At 29.4% G+C, this 16,881-nt stretch carries 19 protein-coding genes; 10 read left to right on the top strand and 9 right to left on the bottom strand.

What is annotated here, in order from left to right:
- Positions 1-18 precede the first annotated feature (18 nt).
- Positions 19-1,353, bottom strand: a complete 1,335-nt coding sequence (gene mtaB / locus GQR92_RS04180; RefSeq protein WP_158837944.1) for a tRNA (N(6)-L-threonylcarbamoyladenosine(37)-C(2))-methylthiotransferase MtaB — start codon at positions 1,351-1,353, stop codon at positions 19-21.
- 39 nt (positions 1,354-1,392) lie between these two features.
- Between mtaB and GQR92_RS04175 the strand changes: the two genes are divergently transcribed.
- Positions 1,393-1,887 (top strand): GNAT family N-acetyltransferase, encoded by a 495-nt coding sequence (locus GQR92_RS04175; RefSeq protein ID WP_158837943.1) that lies wholly within the window; start codon positions 1,393-1,395, stop codon positions 1,885-1,887.
- Between the two features lie 53 nt (positions 1,888-1,940).
- Positions 1,941-3,110 carry an NAD(P)/FAD-dependent oxidoreductase gene (locus GQR92_RS04170; protein WP_158837942.1) on the top strand — a complete coding sequence of 390 codons (1,170 nt, stop codon included), beginning with the start codon at positions 1,941-1,943 and terminating at the stop codon, positions 3,108-3,110.
- Positions 3,111-3,115: 5 nt separating this feature from the next.
- Here GQR92_RS04170 and GQR92_RS04165 read toward each other — a convergent pair whose 3' ends face one another.
- From GQR92_RS04165 to GQR92_RS04135, 7 genes are all read right to left on the bottom strand, one after another.
- A complete protein-coding gene (locus GQR92_RS04165) occupies positions 3,116-4,072 on the bottom strand; it encodes an endonuclease/exonuclease/phosphatase family protein (RefSeq protein ID WP_233270001.1) in 957 nt (318 codons plus the stop codon).
- 52 nt (positions 4,073-4,124) lie between these two features.
- Positions 4,125-4,979: a rhomboid family intramembrane serine protease gene (locus tag GQR92_RS04160; RefSeq protein ID WP_158837940.1), complete on the bottom strand. Its 855-nt coding sequence runs from the start codon at positions 4,977-4,979 to the stop codon at positions 4,125-4,127.
- On the bottom strand, positions 4,979-5,707 hold the full coding sequence (locus GQR92_RS04155; protein ID WP_158837939.1) for a rhomboid family intramembrane serine protease: 729 nt from the start codon (positions 5,705-5,707) through the stop codon (positions 4,979-4,981). Before GQR92_RS04155 ends, GQR92_RS04160 begins: the two co-directional genes overlap by 1 nt.
- Before the next feature lie 2 nt (positions 5,708-5,709).
- Complete coding sequence (mutL, locus tag GQR92_RS04150; RefSeq protein WP_158837938.1) at positions 5,710-7,524, bottom strand: DNA mismatch repair endonuclease MutL; 1,815 nt, start codon at positions 7,522-7,524, stop codon at positions 5,710-5,712.
- A complete protein-coding gene (locus tag GQR92_RS04145) occupies positions 7,524-7,799 on the bottom strand; it encodes a riboflavin synthase subunit beta (protein ID WP_158837937.1) in 276 nt (91 codons plus the stop codon). Before GQR92_RS04145 ends, mutL begins: the two co-directional genes overlap by 1 nt.
- Before the next feature lie 246 nt (positions 7,800-8,045).
- Complete coding sequence (gene ribH / locus GQR92_RS04140) at positions 8,046-8,552, bottom strand: 6,7-dimethyl-8-ribityllumazine synthase (protein ID WP_158837936.1); 507 nt, start codon at positions 8,550-8,552, stop codon at positions 8,046-8,048.
- 74 nt (positions 8,553-8,626) lie between these two features.
- The gene (locus GQR92_RS04135) at positions 8,627-9,418 is read right to left on the bottom strand and encodes a tetratricopeptide repeat protein (protein ID WP_233270000.1); all 792 of its coding nucleotides are present in this window, start codon (positions 9,416-9,418) and stop codon (positions 8,627-8,629) included.
- An 88-nt stretch (positions 9,419-9,506) separates the two neighbouring features.
- On the opposite strand from GQR92_RS04135, the gene recF reads away from it, so the two are divergent.
- The 8 genes from recF to GQR92_RS04095 all read left to right on the top strand — a co-directional run bounded on the left by recF (position 9,507) and on the right by GQR92_RS04095 (position 15,827).
- The gene (recF, locus tag GQR92_RS04130; protein WP_158837935.1) at positions 9,507-10,586 is read left to right on the top strand and encodes a DNA replication/repair protein RecF; all 1,080 of its coding nucleotides are present in this window, start codon (positions 9,507-9,509) and stop codon (positions 10,584-10,586) included.
- Positions 10,587-10,673: 87 nt separating this feature from the next.
- Positions 10,674-10,970, top strand: a complete 297-nt coding sequence (locus tag GQR92_RS04125; RefSeq protein WP_158837934.1) for a DUF721 domain-containing protein — start codon at positions 10,674-10,676, stop codon at positions 10,968-10,970.
- 485 nt (positions 10,971-11,455) lie between these two features.
- Positions 11,456-12,328: a DUF2589 domain-containing protein gene (locus tag GQR92_RS04120; RefSeq protein ID WP_158837933.1), complete on the top strand. Its 873-nt coding sequence runs from the start codon at positions 11,456-11,458 to the stop codon at positions 12,326-12,328.
- 11 nt (positions 12,329-12,339) lie between these two features.
- Entirely contained in the window at positions 12,340-13,038 is a 699-nt protein-coding gene (locus GQR92_RS04115) for a hypothetical protein (protein WP_158837932.1), read from the top strand.
- Positions 13,038-13,619 carry a hypothetical protein gene (locus GQR92_RS04110; RefSeq protein ID WP_158837931.1) on the top strand — a complete coding sequence of 194 codons (582 nt, stop codon included), beginning with the start codon at positions 13,038-13,040 and terminating at the stop codon, positions 13,617-13,619. The genes GQR92_RS04115 and GQR92_RS04110 overlap by 1 nt, the downstream gene beginning before the upstream one ends.
- A 12-nt stretch (positions 13,620-13,631) precedes the next feature.
- On the top strand, positions 13,632-14,888 hold the full coding sequence (locus GQR92_RS04105; RefSeq protein WP_158837930.1) for a S8 family peptidase: 1,257 nt from the start codon (positions 13,632-13,634) through the stop codon (positions 14,886-14,888).
- 5 nt (positions 14,889-14,893) lie between these two features.
- Complete coding sequence (locus GQR92_RS04100; RefSeq protein ID WP_158837929.1) at positions 14,894-15,091, top strand: hypothetical protein; 198 nt, start codon at positions 14,894-14,896, stop codon at positions 15,089-15,091.
- Between the two features lie 211 nt (positions 15,092-15,302).
- A complete protein-coding gene (locus GQR92_RS04095) occupies positions 15,303-15,827 on the top strand; it encodes a hypothetical protein (protein WP_158837928.1) in 525 nt (174 codons plus the stop codon).
- A gap of 333 nt (positions 15,828-16,160) precedes the next feature.
- On the opposite strand, the gene GQR92_RS04090 is transcribed toward GQR92_RS04095, so the two are convergent.
- Complete coding sequence (locus GQR92_RS04090) at positions 16,161-16,580, bottom strand: nucleoside-diphosphate kinase (protein WP_158837927.1); 420 nt, start codon at positions 16,578-16,580, stop codon at positions 16,161-16,163.
- Positions 16,581-16,881 lie beyond the last annotated feature (301 nt).

Raw genomic sequence — 16,881 nt, 5'->3', positions numbered from 1 at the left:
CGTTTTTTTTAGCAATTTTTATGCTGTAACTTTATTCTTTTCAAAATTAAATCTTACCAAACCATCTTCATCAATTTTAGTAAGTGTTATAGCATGTAGGGTATTTACTAATTCCGGATTCCAAGGTGTTTTAACCTTAACGTAGTTTTCTGTAAAACCGTGTATAAAACCTTCTTTATTTTCGTTTTCAAATAAAGCAGTAACTGTATTACCTATTTGGCTTTCATAAAAAGAACGTCTTTTCTTTGCAGACAAACCACGTAACATTTTACTGCGCTTTGCACGTACTTTTTTAGGTATTACACCATCTAAATGTACCGCTTCTGTATTTGGTCTTTCAGAATACGTAAAAACATGTAAATACGAAATATCCATTTCGTTTAAATAATTATAAGTTTCTAAGAATAACGCATCTGTTTCACCAGGAAAACCAACAATAACATCTACACCAATACAAGCATTTGGCATTACTTCTTTAATTCTAGTAACTCTATTTGTATACGTATTGGTTAAATACCTACGTTTCATTTTCTTTAATAATTCATCACTACCAGATTGTAAAGGAATATGAAAATGCGGAACAAAAGAAGTAGATTTTGATACAAAATCAATGGTTTCGTCTTTTAATAAATTAGGTTCTATAGATGAAATTCGCAAACGATGAATACCGTCTACGTTATCTAATTCTTTTACCAACTCTAAAAAAGTATGTTCGTGTTTTTTATTACCAAATTCACCTTTACCGTAATCGCCAATATTAACACCGGTTAAAACAATTTCTTTAATTCCTTTTGATGAAATTTCTTTGGCATTTTCAATTACGTTTTCTAAAGTATCACTTCTAGAAATTCCACGTGCTAAAGGTATTGTACAGTAAGTACATTTATAATCGCAACCATCTTGTACTTTTAAAAATGCACGAGTTCTATCTCCAATAGAGTAAGAACCTACATAAAAATCGGCATCAGAAATTTCACAAGAGTGCACCTCACCAACATTATTCTTTGTTAAATCGTTTATATAACTGGTAACATTAAACTTCTCTGTAGCACCTAAAACTAAATCTACTCCATCTACAGCAGCTAATTCTTCTGGTTTTAATTGAGCATAACAACCAACAGCAATTAAAAAAGCATCATCATTTTTCTTTAAAGCATTTTTTACAATCGTTTTAAAGCGTTTATCTGCATTATCTGTAACAGAACAGGTATTTATAACATAAACATCTGCTGCTTCTTCAAAATCTACACGTTCAAAACCTTCACTCACAAAATTACGAGCAATGGTAGATGTTTCCGAAAAATTCAGTTTACATCCTAAAGTGTAAAAAGCTACTTTTTTATCTGCATTCATTCTTGTACATTTAAGGATTGCAAATTTACAATATTATTGATGATTTTTGAAACCGAAAGACTAATTGTTAGAAGACTTCTTTTTGAAGATTTAAATGCATTTCATAGATTAGAAAGTAATCCTCTTGTTTTAAAATATGCAACAGGAGTTGTAAAAAACTTAAATGAAAATAAAGAAGAACTAAGAGCATTAATTTCTAATTATAGTAAACCTAAAAATGATTTTTGGATTTACGCTATCCAAAGAAAATCTGACGATAAATTTATAGGAACAGTTGCCTTGGTAAAAGACAATTTAGATGATGAAATAGGGTATCGGTTTATAGAGAAATTTTGGAATTTAGGGTACGGAGCAGAAGTTTGTAAAGGATTAATCTCTTTTTGTAAGCATTTAAAAATGATAAAAATTATTGCTTATGTTGTTGATCAAAATATAGGATCTGTAAAAATATTAGAAAACAATGGGTTTAAGGTTGTTAAGAAATTTATGAATGATGAGAATCAACTAGAAACAAAATACAGATTAAAATTATAGCCTTTAGAAGTAAAGCAGCTTTAAAATATTTTTTATATTGATTTTGTATAACTATGAATAAAATTGAAAAAACAGCGGTTTGTATTATTGGTGCAGGACCTTCTGGTACAGCCACTTCTATAGAATTGTCAAAACTAAAAATTCCGCATTATATTATTGATAAAGCAACTTTTCCTAGAGATAAAACTTGTGGAGATGGTTTAATTTTATACGCCTATAAGGCGATGAAACTTTTGGGAGATGATTTATTTGCTAGTTTTTTAAAACATCCAAAGTTTATACATAGCAAAAAAATTAGTCTGCACTTAAACAATCGCTCTAAACTAGAATTTAAAGAAAGTGATGATAGAGACATGATTATATCGTATGCAAAGCGTATAGATTTTGATCAATTTTTGGTAAGTCATTTATCAGATACTTATGCCAGTCAACATTTTGGAAGCGGAGTTAAAGAGATTAAAGAGGTATCAGATGGTGTTTTTATCAAATTAAAAAATGGTAAAGAAATACTGTCTAAATTTGTAGTGGGGGCAGATGGAGCTAAATCTATTGTTGCTAATAAATTGGCGCATAATAAAACAGATAAAAAATATGCATCAACTTTTGTGAGTGTGTATTTTAAAGATGTAAAAGATTTACCTATTGGAAACACTGCAGAAGTTCGGATGATTTATAAAAAAATGTTGTTATTTTTTTATGTTTTTCCTTTATCCGACGGACAAGTAAATATTAGTTTGGGAGGGCGTGCAGATCATATTAAAAAATATGGAATTAATTTAGTGGATGAAATTCAGTATATTTTAAAAACCCACAAAAAGGTTAAAACTAAATTTAACCATGCTACTAAAGTGAGTAATTGGAGAGGTTGGTCTATTCCATTTCACTTTGGAAACAACAAAACTTCTGGAAATCGATTTTTATTAGTGGGAGATGCCGCTGGTTTAGCAAATGCTTTTTATAAAGAAGGTATAGGTACCGGAATGATGTCTGGTATTATTGCTGCAAAAAGTATAAAAAGATGTTTTACAAATGATGATTTTTCTGAATTGTCTTTAAAAAAATATGATGAGGATCTTAAAAAAGAATTTGGTAGACTTTTAAAATTTAGTCATTATGCTTTAAGAGTGGCAAAGTTTAAAGGCTTCTTTTTAACAATGGCCTATTTGTTAAAGAAAAAAGTAGAAAGCAAAACTTATAAAATTATAGAAAAAAGAAGTTATTAATAAACTTACCAGTTAATTCTAGAAAGAATAGGGAAGTGGTCAGAATATTTTTCTGTAAAGGTTGTAAATTGATTAATAATTGCATTTTCATCAGTTAAAATAAAGTCTATTCGCATAGGAAACCAATAGTTATATGTTTTTCCAAAACCTTTACCAGACGCTGTATATGCATCTTTTTTGCCTTTTAAAATTTGATTATATACCCATGAATAACTAGTGTTATTAAAATCGCCACAAATTATCTTTTTTCCTTTCCATTGTTTTTCGTGTGCCAAAAATTTTACGGTTTGTGTTGCTTGTGTTTTAAAAGAATTACTAATTCTTTCTACTAATTTTTCTGAATTTTCTTCACCAAAATTTTCTTCTTCAGGTTTTATTCTTAAAGATTCTAAGTGAATATTATAAATTCTAATGGTGTCTTTTTCTTTTAAAATATCAGCATAAATAATATTATTACCCACGCTTTTTAAGTCTAAAGAACCAGTATTTATAATCTTATATTTAGAATAAATAGCCATTCCGTATTTATTACTATTAGGACGATATTTTATAAATTTATGAGGATAATTTAATTTGTTTTTTTTACTATGATAATATTCTTGTATAACAAGAACATCTGGGGCTTTAGATGCAATAAATTTATAACCATCTGGCGTTTTAGATTCTTTCTTTTTGTGAAAAAGATCAAAACTTTTTACGTTATAGCTCATTACTTTTAAATCATTGTTAAAAGCAGAAGAATTACCCGATATTTTATAAAAAGGTGCTGAAAAAAAACAACCAATTATTAAAACTGTAATAGATAAAAGAAACTGTTTTTTTAGTTTAAGTAACCAGTAGATTCCAAAAAATAGATTCAAAATCATTAAAAAAGGTACAAAAAGACTTAAAACTGCAAAAAACGGAATTCTAGCTGGAGATATAAAATGAAGTACATAAGATAACAACAGTATTGTTGCCAAAACTGAGTTTATGATATATAAAAGCTTATTTATGGGGGATAAGTTCTTCATATTATTTTCTTCCTTGTTTAAATAAAAACTCCTTTTCTTCTTTGGTTAAAGTATCATATCCAGATTTACTTATTTTATCTAAAATACTGTCTATTTGTTGTTGGTTTAACGAAGTGTTTTTAGTTGAACTAGTTGTTTTCTTTGCTGATTTGTAAACAGTTTTTAGCGGTTTCTTTTTTGTTGAAAAAATAGTAGATACTTGTTCCCAAAGTTTTATTTCTTTATTAGATACCTGATTTACATATAAAAAACCAAATAAAGCGCCTCCTAAATGGGCAAAATGCCCTCCAGCATTTCCGCCAGATAACGCTAAAATATCTAAACCAACCCAAACGGCGGCAAAGTGCCATAGTTTTACAAAACCAATAAAACGTACTTTAAGTTGATAATTAGGCATGTACGTTGTTATACCTATAAAAATTGCTGAAATTCCGGCAGAAGCACCAACTAACATTGAGGATTGTCCTTGAAATAACGGAAAATAATTTAAACTAACCATAAATAAGAGACCTCCAAAAAAGGTTCCTAAAAGGTAAAAAGTTACTAATTGTTTCTCTGTAAAGTATTCTACAAACAAGTTACCTATAAAATATAAGGTGATTAAGTTTAAAAGGATGTGTAAAAAATCTGCATGTAAAAAACCATAAGTAATAAGTGTCCAAGGTTTATATAACAGAGAAGAGAAGTTATCATCTAAAGAAAACCACTCTACAACCCAATTAATTTGTCCTTTATACAGATCTTGAAAAACAGAAATAAGTAACGTAAATATAAACACAGCAAGGTTTATGTAGATTAACTTTTCTACAATATTTCCGCTATTATACCGTGATTTTATGTTGTCTATAAAACTCATTAATATGTTTTAAATTGATTTTTTTTCCAATACCAAGCAATAATAAAACCGATTAAAGCACCCCCAATATGAGCAAAATGTGCAATATTACCAATAGAGTATTTTGTCATTCCAAAGAACAAATCACCTAAAATCATTACAGGAATAAAGTATTTTGCAGCGATTGGAACAGGGAAAAAGATCAATGCTAATTTGGCATCTTTAAAGTAGATTCCAAACGCAACTAAAACTCCATATATTGCACCAGAAGCTCCAACTGCAGGTGTATGATACAGACTGTAGAATTTAACCATTCTTTCATTAGACAATGTAATTCTAGCATCATTATAACTCCCCAAATTTAAAATATTCTGAATGTCACCTGCTGTAAGTCCGAAATTTGCTAATTGCTCATAAATACCATTAAATTGATAATAGTTAACTAAAGTATAAATTAATCCAGCTCCTAATCCTGCAGAAAAATAAAAGAATATAAATTTCTTTTTTCCCCACATTTGTTCTAAAGGTGTACCAAAAGCCCATAAACCATACATGTTAAACAAAATATGACTAAAGCTACCGTGCATAAACATATGGGTAACATATTGCCATATTCCAAAATGTTCATTTTCTGGAAAATGTAAAGCTAAAACATTTGTAAAATCTAACTTTAAAAGTTGCGGCGCAACAAATACAATCACATTAATAATGATTAAATGTTTTATAGCACCTGTAATTTTGTTGTTCATTTTTAACTGTTAAATAGATTATCTATTTCGTTTAATGTTAGTGTTTTAAAAACGGGTTTTCCAAAAGGAGAAACGGTAGGTTCTTTGCAAGAAAATAAATCATTTACCAAACCTTCTTGTTCTTTTTCAGAGAGTTGTGTACCTGTTTTTATAGATAATGTTTTAGCAAATGATTTTGCCATTACATCAAAATGACTAAAACTTGCACCGGGTACTTCTAAATCGATATCACTTAATAACTCTTCTAATATAATAGTTATTTTACTTTCTGTAACCGAAACCGGAATTCCTTTTATAGTAACACTGTCTTTTGTAAATTCATCAAAAGAAAAACCAGCATTTTCTAATTCGGTTTTTATCGTGTAAATCATTTCTATTTCTGCGGATGAGTAAGAAATTTTAACAGGAAACAATAATTGCTGACTGTTAGCTTCTTTTACAGTAATACTTTCTAAAAACTCTTCATACAAAATACGCTGATGCGCTAATGATTGATTAATTAAAACCACACCAGATTTTATAGAACTTAGTAAATATTTACGCTGAATTTGAAATGTTTTTTGCGTTTTTATTTCTTGCTGATTGTCAAATAATTCAGACTGTTTTTCTTCATCCGTAATGGCCACAGAAGTGTATAGAGATTCCCAACTTTCTGTTTGTGGTTCTCTTTTAAACGGTGTGTGAATTTGTTTTGTAGCTTCTTCTTTAAACGGATTAAAATCCGGATCAACAGAAATTCTAGGCGTTTTTGTTGATGTTGTTTTTGTGTTTAAATGATACGGTGTGTCTAAGTTAGCATCTCTATTAAAATCTAAAAGAGGCGCTACATTATATTGCCCTAAACTATGTTTTACAGTGGCTCTTAACATTGCATACAAAGCCTTTTCATTATCAAACTTTATTTCTGTTTTTGTAGGATGAATGTTAATGTCTATAGTGTTTGCAGGCACTGTTAAGTATAGGAAATAAGAAGGATGCGAACCCTGTTCTAGCAAACCATCAAAAGCATTTACAACGGCATGGTTTAAATACGAACTTTTTATAAAACGATCGTTTACAAAAAAGAATTGTTCGCCTCTTTTTCTTTTAGAAAATTCTGGTTTTGCAACAAAACCTTCTATACCAACAATGTCTGTTTGCTCGTTTATAGGAACTAATTTTTCATTCATTTTAGTACCAAAAACACTTACAATACGCTTTCTTAAATTGCTTCCTTTTAAATGATAGACTTCATTGTTATTATGATGCATTAAAAAAGAAATTGTTGGGTGCGCTAAGGCAACTCTTTGAAATTCATCAATAATATGACGGGTTTCTACAGTATCCGATTTTAAGAAGTTTCTTCTTGCAGGGATATTATAAAACAAGTTTTTTACAGCAATACTTGTTCCTTTATTGGTAGAAATAAAATCTTGTGATACAATTTTACTTCCTTCAATTTTGATAGAAGTACCCAATTCTTCATTGTCTTGCTTTGTTTTTAATTCTACATGTGCAATGGCAGCAATAGACGCTAAAGCTTCTCCTCTAAAACCTTTTGTGCAAAGGTTAAACAAGTCTTCTGCTTTCTGTATTTTAGAAGTTGCATGACGCTCAAAAGACATTCTTGCATCTGTAGCGCTCATTCCTTTTCCGTCATCAATTACTTGAATTAACGTTTTACCGGCGTCTTTTAATAATAATTTTATGTTGGTTGCTCCAGCATCAATTGCATTTTCTAATAACTCTTTTACAACAGAAGCAGGACGTTGAACGACTTCTCCTGCAGCAATTTGGTTTGCAACATGATCTGGTAATAGTTGAATAATATCAGACATTAATTTCTCTTGAAAATAGATAAATCGAAATCTATGATGTATAAAAATACAAGGACTAAAATTGCGATGATGATAAAAAGTGTTTTATTTACGCCTTTATCTGAGTTTTTTAAGTCATCAATAGCGTCACCGAATTTACCTTTAATACCTTTATTTTTACCAGCAGTTTTTCTAAATTGATCTAGTTTGTGTTCAATTTTATAAGGATTTCCTTCTCCTTTGTAATAGCGAGGTTGGTAATCAAATTTATTATGTGTACGTTTTAAGAATCCCATAGTTTTATAGTTTTTGGTTCATAAAGATTTAGAAAAAATCAACAATTGTACCAAAGGTATAAGTGTTTCAAATTTACAGAATTATACTTAATCTCTCAAAGAAACCTGTTAAAAGTATTCTTAAAATTTTAGCGGTTTAAAAAACATCCTACAAGGTTATATAACCTTGTAGGATGTTTTTTAAATTAATCTTAGGTACTAATAATTATACAATCTTAAAATTACGTGTACAGAATTAGCTGTCTTTTAATAACCAATACTTTCAGAAGTGGTATCAATATTTTTAAGAGCAGCCATCTTTATGGCAGCCACAGCACATTCGGTTCCTTTGTTACCTAACTTACCGCCAGACCTATCTAAAGATTGTTGTTTTGTATTATCTGTTAATACACAAAAAATTACAGGAACATCGTATTTTACATTTAGATCTACAATACCTTGGGTAACACCTTCACAAACAAAATCGAAATGTTTTGTTTCTCCTTGTATTACATTTCCAATAGCAATAATAGCATCAACTTGTTGAGAGGCAATCATTTTTTTGCAACCATAAACGAGTTCAAAACTCCCAGGAACATCCCAAGAAATTATGTTTTCTTTTGTAGCACCGCAATCTAATAAAGTTTCAATTGCACCTTTTTGTAAATTCTTTGTAATTTCTGGATTCCATTCAGAAACAACAATCCCAAATCGAAAAGGTTTCGCATTTGGGATTGTTGCTTTATCGTAAATAGATAAATTGGTTGTAGCCATTTTTTTTAATTTTTAGTAGCAGCCTTCAGTCAGTTATTTACTGCTAACTGCTACTGTTTTTACTGCGAACTATTTTAGTTAGCGTATTTAGCTGCTGCTATATATTTTTCTATATCTCTACCTTGATCAGATTTAGAATAGTTTTCTTTAATTTTTGTAAATAATGATTCTGCTTTACTAAAGTTCTTTAACTCCATAGCAGTTTGTCCTGCTTTAAATAAATATAAAGGTGATGTAAAATCATTATTCTTTTTATTAGCAGCTTTTTCATAATAGTCTAAAGCATCATCTAATTGATTAATGTCTGCAAAAGCATCTCCTATTGATCCTATAGAAACAGGTCCTAGCATTTCATCATCAGAATTAAATTTACTCAAAAATTCAATTGCTTTGTCATATTTCTTCATTTGTAAGTAAGAAACACCTGCGTAATAGTTTGCTAAATTACCCGCATCTGTACCACTAAATGAGTCTGCAATGTCTAAGAAACCATATTTTCCATCTGCACCTTCTAAACCTAACGTTAATAAAGAGTCAATTCCAGAACCAGCAGTTGAAGCTTCATTAAAATATTTTCTAGGAAAAGCCAATTCATTAGAAGCTTCTAATTCATTTGGTTCTACTACATATTTGTTATAACCTAAGTATCCTAAAAAGATAACAACAACTGCTATCAAAGCAAAGAACAAAGGTTTGTTGTTTTTCTCAATCCATTGTTCAGATTTAGAGGCAGTCTCTTCTAAAGTATTTAATACTCCTGCTGTTTCAAATTCAGATTCATCAACTTGATTTTCTTCTTTTTTACCTTCTGCTTTATATTTCTTCTTGTATGTAGCCATGTTTTTCTTAAAAATTAGTGGCGACAAAAATAGTTTTTTTAATTGGATTTTAAAAGCGGATAATTCCCTAAATTTTCAATAATTTGCAAAACCTTTATAATATCAAATTCTATTCATGTATTTACAGAAAATTTCTTTGCTTAATTTTAAAAACATTGAGTCGCAATCTTTTGATTTTCAGCAGAAAATAAATTGTTTTGTGGGCAATAATGGCATTGGTAAAACCAATGTGTTAGACGCTATTTATTACTTATCTTTTACAAAAAGTTACTTTAATGCTGTCGCTGTTCAGAATATTAGGCATGGAGAAGGGTTTTTTATGATAGAAGGAGATTACCTTTTAAATGATAGAAGCGAAAAAATAGTTTGTAGTCTTAAAAAAGGTCAAAAGAAGGTTTTAAAAAGAAACGGAAAAAGTTACGAGAAGTTTTCTGAACACATCGGTCAGTTACCTTTGGTTATTATCTCGCCTGCAGATAGAGATTTGGTTACCGAAGGAAGTGATACAAGAAGAAAATTTATAGACGGCGTTATTTCTCAACAAAACAAAACCTATCTAAAAGATTTATTGTCTTATAACAAAGTGCTTTCTCAAAGAAACGCATTGTTAAAGTATTTTGCGGCCAATAGAACTTTTGATGCTTTAAACTTAAGTGTTTATGATGAACAACTCTCTGAATTTGGTACTCGAATATACGAAGTTAGAAAACAGTTTTTAGAAGAGTTTATTCCGATCTTTAATGAAAAATATCAGATAATTTCTGGTGATAAAGAACTTGTTAATTTAGCTTATAAGAGCCAGTTGCATGATTTTGAAATGAAAGACTTGTTGCAAAAATCTTTGGTAAAAGATAAGATTATACAGTATACAACATCGGGGATACATAAAGATGATTTAAGTTTTGATATTGGAGAATACCCGATTAAAAAATTCGGGTCTCAAGGACAGCAAAAATCGTATTTAATTGCATTAAAATTGGCGCAGTTTGAGTTTATCAAACAACAATCTAAAGTGATTCCTATCTTATTATTAGATGATATTTTTGATAAATTAGATGAAAATAGGGTGTCTCAAATTATAGATTTGGTAAATAATGATGAATTTGGACAAATATTTATAACAGACACTCATTTTGAAAGAACAGAAAATATCTTAAAACAGGGTAGTAAAGAATATCAGATTTTTAAGTTGTAGATTTTCTATAGTTTCACAGTAATAAGTATAAAATATCCAACAATCCAACAATCCAACAACCCAACAATCCAACAATCTAAAACAGTAATGGCAAAAAGAGAAAACGATTCATTTTCAGTAAAAAATTTAATGCAATTTTTTATCAAGGAAAACAACTTGACTAAGGGAATGCAAAAAATAAAGATAGAAGAAACTTGGAATAAAATGATGGGACCTGGAGTTGCTACTCATACAACTTCTGTGAAATTGCAAAATAAAACCTTGGTGGTTAACTTAAATTCTTCTGTTTTAAGAGAAGAGTTAAGTTATGGTAAAGATAAAATTGTAAAAATGATGAATGAAGAAATAGGTGATGATCTGATTTCTAAAGTGGTGTTGATGTAGTTTTATAACTTTATTAGTGTGGTGTCATAAGTAATTATTTTTGGTGACGTTAAATAGGTTAAAAGAAACCACAGATTAAAATGATTTTCAACTCAGTGGGTAAAAAAGAATTAATTATACTCTGTGTTTTTTATTGCCTTTTTTGTTGTTTAAAAATGAAATCTCTAACACTTTTTATTATATATCCATTAAAGGCTCTTGTTAAATACTATTAAAAATCATAAAAAATAAGTTATTGAATTTATCTTCATGACTATAAACCTACTCAATACTTTAATGATTTTTCGTTTTAATTGCCGAATATTTTGCATTAATATAATTAAGTAATTTCTATTGATAGTTTATATCCTTAGATTCAGCTCATTTATTTTAATTTTTAAAAAGGGTGTTTTCCTCTTCTTATTGTAGTTATAACCCTTAAAGGTCAGGGTATATCTAGTTGTACATTTGCTACCACAAAAAGTATAACTAATAAAACTGTAACTATGAAAACTTTAAAAGAAATTTTAGAAAAAGATCAATCGAAAAAAACGAAGTCTCAATTAATAGAGATTCTATCTGGTGTAGAACAATTATTAACACCTTCTGTTTATGAAAAAATAAGTGGAATTGCTCCTTCGGAATTAGAAGAGTTAACTAAAAAAGAAATTTTAGATATTATTTCTACATTTAATAAAAAGTACGATGCTAAATGGGAAAACTCTTTAGCTAATGCCTCTACAACAGTTATGGCAGGTGTTTTTGGGCAAATGCAAAAAGATGAAATGACCTTTGATGCAGCAGGAGCAGCAGACGCAGATTTTGCAGCAGAATTAGGAAGCATAGATTTTGCAACCATTATTGGTGGTCCATTAGATGCTTGTGTAAAAGCACAATCTAATGCTTCGGTAAGTACTGTTTCTTTTATCAATTCAGTTGGTTTTGAAGGAGAGGGAAATGATAGAAAATTAAGAATGGCAGAATTTAAATACAAAAAAAATGTGCCAAACCCAGATTTTGATAGTGAAGCACCAGAAGGCCCCTCTAATCTAAAAAATATCCCTACAGATACAGAAATTATTGTTCCATTTATAGCGCTTTTAAATGTGCCTAGTTTTAGAATAGAAACTTGTGAAATAGATTTTAACGTAAAATTGAATTCTACTTACACAAAAGAAGTTGGTAGTGAGTTTGGTGTAAGTGCAGGAGCTTCTGGCGGTTTTGGTCCGGTAAAATTTAAGGTAGATGTATCTTATAAAAGAACCTCTAGTACCGGTATAAAAGTAGAAAAAGAATATTCTTTGGGAGTAAAGGTAAAAGCAACCAATGATGAAATGCCAGCAGGACTTGCAAAAGTTTTAGGACTAATGTCAGAATAAAAATGTAAATCATGATCAAATTATCAGATTACCTGGATTATCTTAATAGTGAGATAATTCAGGCACGAAAAGCAGCAGATGAAAATGCTGTACTTGTTGCAAAAGAATATGCAAAGCACAGCTATTTAAAATATTTTAAAGTGCCTAGATATGCAATGCGAACTGTAAAAATGGATATTCCTGTAAAAATTACAGATATAGATGCAGATTCTAAATACAATTTTAAATACGAGCCAGAAGTTTTTTTAAAGGATGTAAATAATAAAATCATTGAGTCTAATAAAACCAAAGATTTAAAAATTTCTTTACTAGAAGAAAAAGATTTAAAAAATAAAGATTTTCAGACGCTCTTCAAAAGTTTGGAAAACAAAGACCAAAAGTATGTAAAGAATTTTACGACCGAAATTAAAAAAGTAGATCTCTCTCCGCAAATAAAATCGCTCAATTTAAAAGTTTTTAAACCGCAGGCTGAAGAGAATGAAGAAGCTAATGATGCTTTAGCAAAAATACTTTCAGAGTCTATAAGTAGTAGATATAACCTTGTAAATTCTAAACTTAATAATATCTATATCGATCCAAATACGGGTAGTTCTGATGATAAAGACAAGCTTATTATTAATCTACATGTAGAAATGGAAGAAGAAGCCATCAGAATTGTAACCTTTACAGACAAAGATGGTAAAGAAATAGAAGAAATAACTTTTGACTAATGCAAGAATTTATTCATCATAAAGTAGAAATCTATCAGGGGTTCTTAAAAGATTTCAATAAAATTCAGACTCTTTTAGGAAATAGGAGTTTTGAGTTTGAACGTCGTTTCGACGAGTTTACCCAAACGCTTTTGTCTTATTTTCAAACCAGTGGAAACACAACTGTAGAATCTGAAATCCTGAAAATAGTAAATTCTGTTTTTACTGTAAAAAAAGGATTTAATCCTGTTAAAATGGAGAAAATACAAACGGGAAGAAGAGAGATGTATTGGGGTTTTTCTTTTAGTGCAACAGAATCTATATTTGAAATATTGATGGAGTTAATGAATAAAGAAAAAGTGAAATTAGAAGAAGGAGAAGAACTTGTTTCTAATCTTATTTTGATGCTTATTCAAAACAATATTATGGATGATGCAAAAATAGCAGAACTAAATACCATTACTAAAATTGAAGTGTATTGGAATCTGATTATTAAGCAAAACGAAAGCATTGCAGGGATAAATAAAAAATTAAGAATGACATTACTTGCAGAGGATATTTATCTTTTGTTTGAAAAGAATTTGGCAAAAATAAATACTTAAAAAATAAAAATAATGGCAACAGAAAAATATATTGTAATGCTTAATAAGCAAGATAAATCTACATTAAAAAAAGTAGAAAAAGAGTTTTCTGTCAGTTTTTTCCCTTCCGAAGAATTATCTAAAGACAATAGATCTTTTAATATTATTGATGAAAAAAATGCTGTTCTTTATCAAAATTTAGGGGTGATGGTTGTAGATAATTTAGATGTAGATCAGCTAAATGCTTCCATTAAAAACGAAAAAAGCCCCATTGTTTACTATGAGAAAGAAAGAAGTTTTTTTCCAGCAACAGAATTAGAATTGCTTAAAGAATTAAAATTAAAAGCAGAAGATTTCTCTGTAAAAATAGCAGAATTAGAAGATTTTATTTTAAATAAATCTTTACCACAAAAAGTACTTACAGGTTATGAATGGGGGTTGAAAGCGATTGGAGTAGACCATACACAATTTTCTGGAAAAGGTATAAATGTTTGTATTTTAGACACTGGTTTTGATGTTACTCATCCAGATTTTTTAGGTAGAGAAATAGAAGGAAAATCTTTTGTAGAAGGTGAAGATTGGAATGTAGATACTTTTGGGCACGGTACGCATTGTACTGGTGTTGCCGCCGGAAATTTGCGCCTAGAAAATGGCAAACGTTATGGAATTGCAAAAGATTGTAATTTAAAAATTGGAAAAGTTTTATCTAAAAACGGAAAAGGTACTACATCCGGAATTATTGATGCAATAGATTGGGCAATTGCTAAAAAATTTCAAGTAGTTTCTCTCTCTTTGGCTTCTCCTGTAGGTATTAATGAAATGCCTTCTCCTTTATTTGAATCTATAGGGAATAAAGCTTTAGAGCAAAATTGTTTGCTTATTGCAGCTGCAGGAAACGATAGCAAAAGACCCTTATTACCGAAACCTGTTTCTGCACCTGCAAATTCTAACTCTTTTATGGCTGTTGCAGCAATTGATAGTCAAATGAATATTGCTTCATTTTCTAATGGAGGAATCAATGCTGCAAATGGAGGTAATATTAATGTCTGTGCCCCAGGTGTTGGTGTTTATAGTAGCTACCCTAAAAAGATAAGTCATTCTACACCTTATAAAATGATGAACGGAACAAGTATGGCTACTCCTCATGTTACTGGTTTGGCAGCTTTGTATATGGAGAAATTTCCTACTATGTCTGCAAAAGAAATCTGGGAGATTTTGGAAAATTATGCAAAACCAGTTGCAAGTTCAAAATATAGAGATATTGGAAATGGTTTAATACAGATACTATAATAGTTATGATTTACTTTGCAATCTTAAAATCAGAAATTACATACGGTAAAATAAAAAAGTCTTTAATAGAACGAGATTTAACAATTTTAAAATACTACCCAAAACTACGAGTAATAAAATTTAAAACTGAAAAAGAAATACAACTCTCAGATTTTATAGAGTTTGAAAGTTTTGAAGAAGAAAAGAACGATTTTAGTGTGTGATTCTTTTTTTGAAGATATTAATACGAAAACTAAAAACCTGTCCTTCAGGCTTTTTTCACTCTTTTTTACAGCCTTAATGTAGCTTTATCATATTCTATTTGTAAACAAAAAGTATTTAAAGTGTTGTTTGTTAAGGGGGGGGGGTGTTAAACGTGGTAAATGCCTCAAAAAAATCGAAATTTAATTATATAATAATCTTTACCTTTCCAGAATGGAATCCAAAAGAAAACAAAAGGAAAATGAATGGCTTGTATTATTGGAAAATGCAATTAATGAAAATGTTGAAATTCAAGTAAACCATCGTTTTAAATACAATAATAAAAATTTAGGAACTTTTTTAGTATCAGCTAAAAGAAAACAAAATCTTGAATTAATTAGAAAAATTGAAAGCTTAGGAGTCAATTTTAAAATGCACAGTAAAAACCCTGAGGATTATTTAGAGAAGTTTACATTGCAACTTTCAACAGATAAAAAACCGAATAAACAGAAATATATTACTAGATTCAATGCTTATATTTTACCCAAAAAGGAATTAGTAAAAGAACAAAATAGAAAGAAACTAAATAGTGTTTGGGAAATAAAATTTGGCGACATCAGGAAATGGGAAAAACCTGAAACAACAATTGATAAAATTAAAAAGTGGAAAAATTTTAGATATAATGAAAAATTAAATCCAACTGGAAAATGGTTTGATTATAAAAAAAAATATGAGAAAATTATATGGTTGGGTTTATAACAAAAAAGCGAATAAGGATAAAATGAATTTAATTTTAGACCATTTTAACGAAAAGGAATTGAATGAATTGAAAGGTGAAGGATTTTTAAAGTAAAAAGTACGTCGCACAATACCATATAAAAAAAGCTACATTTAATTAAATTTAAAAGTAGTCGCTTTTTTGTAAACTCCTATTTTCTTAAGGAAAATAGCCGTTCACTTTAAACGCAATTTCTTGTAATACAACAATGTTTGCATTATAAAAATAATTAAAAAAAAACTCGTAACGATTAAGTTACGAGTTTTTGCAAAATATATTCTTAGACTAAGAATTACTAAAATTCTTGTTCCGTATTAAAACTGCTCTCTTCCAGAAAAGTGAAAGTTTCCTTCAATTTCTGCATTTTCATCAGAATCAGAACCATGTACTGCATTTTCTCCCATAGAAGTAGCATACATTTTTCTAATAGTTCCTTCAGCAGCATCCGCAGGATTTGTAGCACCTATTAAAGTTCTAAAATCTTCTACAGCATTTTCTTTTTCTAAGATTGCAGCCACAATTGGTCCACGTGTCATAAACTCAACTAATTCTCCAAAAAACGGACGCTCATTATGCACTGCATAAAAAGTTTCAGCATCAGCTTTGGTCATTTGAGTTTTCTTAACTGCTACAATTCTAAATCCTGCAGCATTAATTTTTTCTAATATAGCGCCAGTATGTCCGTTTTCTACAGCATCTGGTTTAAGCATGGTAAATGTTCTGTTTGTTGCCATTTTATTTTTTAAAATTTTGGCAAAAGTACATTTTTTAATGTAAACCACAAGTTAAGGTTAGAATTGTAACAATTCTTGTTGTTTCTTATTCTTTTTTTATTTCACCCTATTTTATGGGAAATAAAATTTATCACAACCAAAAATAAATAAATCGTACATGTTCTTTTTAATTTCTTATCCTAAAAGCCTTTTTTAGGTTGATGTCTTTTATAAGCGAACAATAAATTAGAATAATAACAGCTTTAAGATAGTTTGTTTGTATGAGGATTTTGAAGATTAATTTGTTTAAGTTTAACATAAA

This window comes from Polaribacter sp. L3A8 (assembly GCF_009796785.1).
In the GTDB taxonomy this organism is placed as follows: domain Bacteria; phylum Bacteroidota; class Bacteroidia; order Flavobacteriales; family Flavobacteriaceae; genus Polaribacter.
This window is presented reverse-complemented; position numbering and strand designations above follow the sequence as displayed.

Bases quoted from the DNA above. Each gene is read 5' to 3' on its own strand.
- GQR92_RS04125 (WP_158837934.1), top strand. From the start codon at position 10,674: ATGGCAAAAAGAGAAAACGATTCATTTTCAGTAAAAAATTTAATGCAA.
- mutL (WP_158837938.1), bottom strand. From the start codon at position 7,524: ATGTCTGATATTATTCAACTATTACCAGATCATGTTGCAAACCAAATT.
- GQR92_RS04175 (WP_158837943.1), top strand. From the start codon at position 1,393: ATGATTTTTGAAACCGAAAGACTAATTGTTAGAAGACTTCTTTTTGAA.
- GQR92_RS04100 (WP_158837929.1), top strand. From the start codon at position 14,894: ATGATTTACTTTGCAATCTTAAAATCAGAAATTACATACGGTAAAATA.
- GQR92_RS04160 (WP_158837940.1), bottom strand. From the start codon at position 4,979: ATGAGTTTTATAGACAACATAAAATCACGGTATAATAGCGGAAATATT.
- GQR92_RS04120 (WP_158837933.1), top strand. From the start codon at position 11,456: ATGAAAACTTTAAAAGAAATTTTAGAAAAAGATCAATCGAAAAAAACG.
- recF (WP_158837935.1), top strand. From the start codon at position 9,507: ATGTATTTACAGAAAATTTCTTTGCTTAATTTTAAAAACATTGAGTCG.
- ribH (WP_158837936.1), bottom strand. From the start codon at position 8,552: ATGGCTACAACCAATTTATCTATTTACGATAAAGCAACAATCCCAAAT.
- GQR92_RS04090 (WP_158837927.1), bottom strand. From the start codon at position 16,580: ATGGCAACAAACAGAACATTTACCATGCTTAAACCAGATGCTGTAGAA.
- GQR92_RS04155 (WP_158837939.1), bottom strand. From the start codon at position 5,707: ATGAACAACAAAATTACAGGTGCTATAAAACATTTAATCATTATTAAT.
- GQR92_RS04095 (WP_158837928.1), top strand. From the start codon at position 15,303: ATGGAATCCAAAAGAAAACAAAAGGAAAATGAATGGCTTGTATTATTG.
- GQR92_RS04105 (WP_158837930.1), top strand. From the start codon at position 13,632: ATGGCAACAGAAAAATATATTGTAATGCTTAATAAGCAAGATAAATCT.
- GQR92_RS04170 (WP_158837942.1), top strand. From the start codon at position 1,941: ATGAATAAAATTGAAAAAACAGCGGTTTGTATTATTGGTGCAGGACCT.
- mtaB (WP_158837944.1), bottom strand. From the start codon at position 1,353: ATGAATGCAGATAAAAAAGTAGCTTTTTACACTTTAGGATGTAAACTG.
- GQR92_RS04115 (WP_158837932.1), top strand. From the start codon at position 12,340: ATGATCAAATTATCAGATTACCTGGATTATCTTAATAGTGAGATAATT.
- GQR92_RS04145 (WP_158837937.1), bottom strand. From the start codon at position 7,799: ATGGGATTCTTAAAACGTACACATAATAAATTTGATTACCAACCTCGC.
- GQR92_RS04110 (WP_158837931.1), top strand. From the start codon at position 13,038: ATGCAAGAATTTATTCATCATAAAGTAGAAATCTATCAGGGGTTCTTA.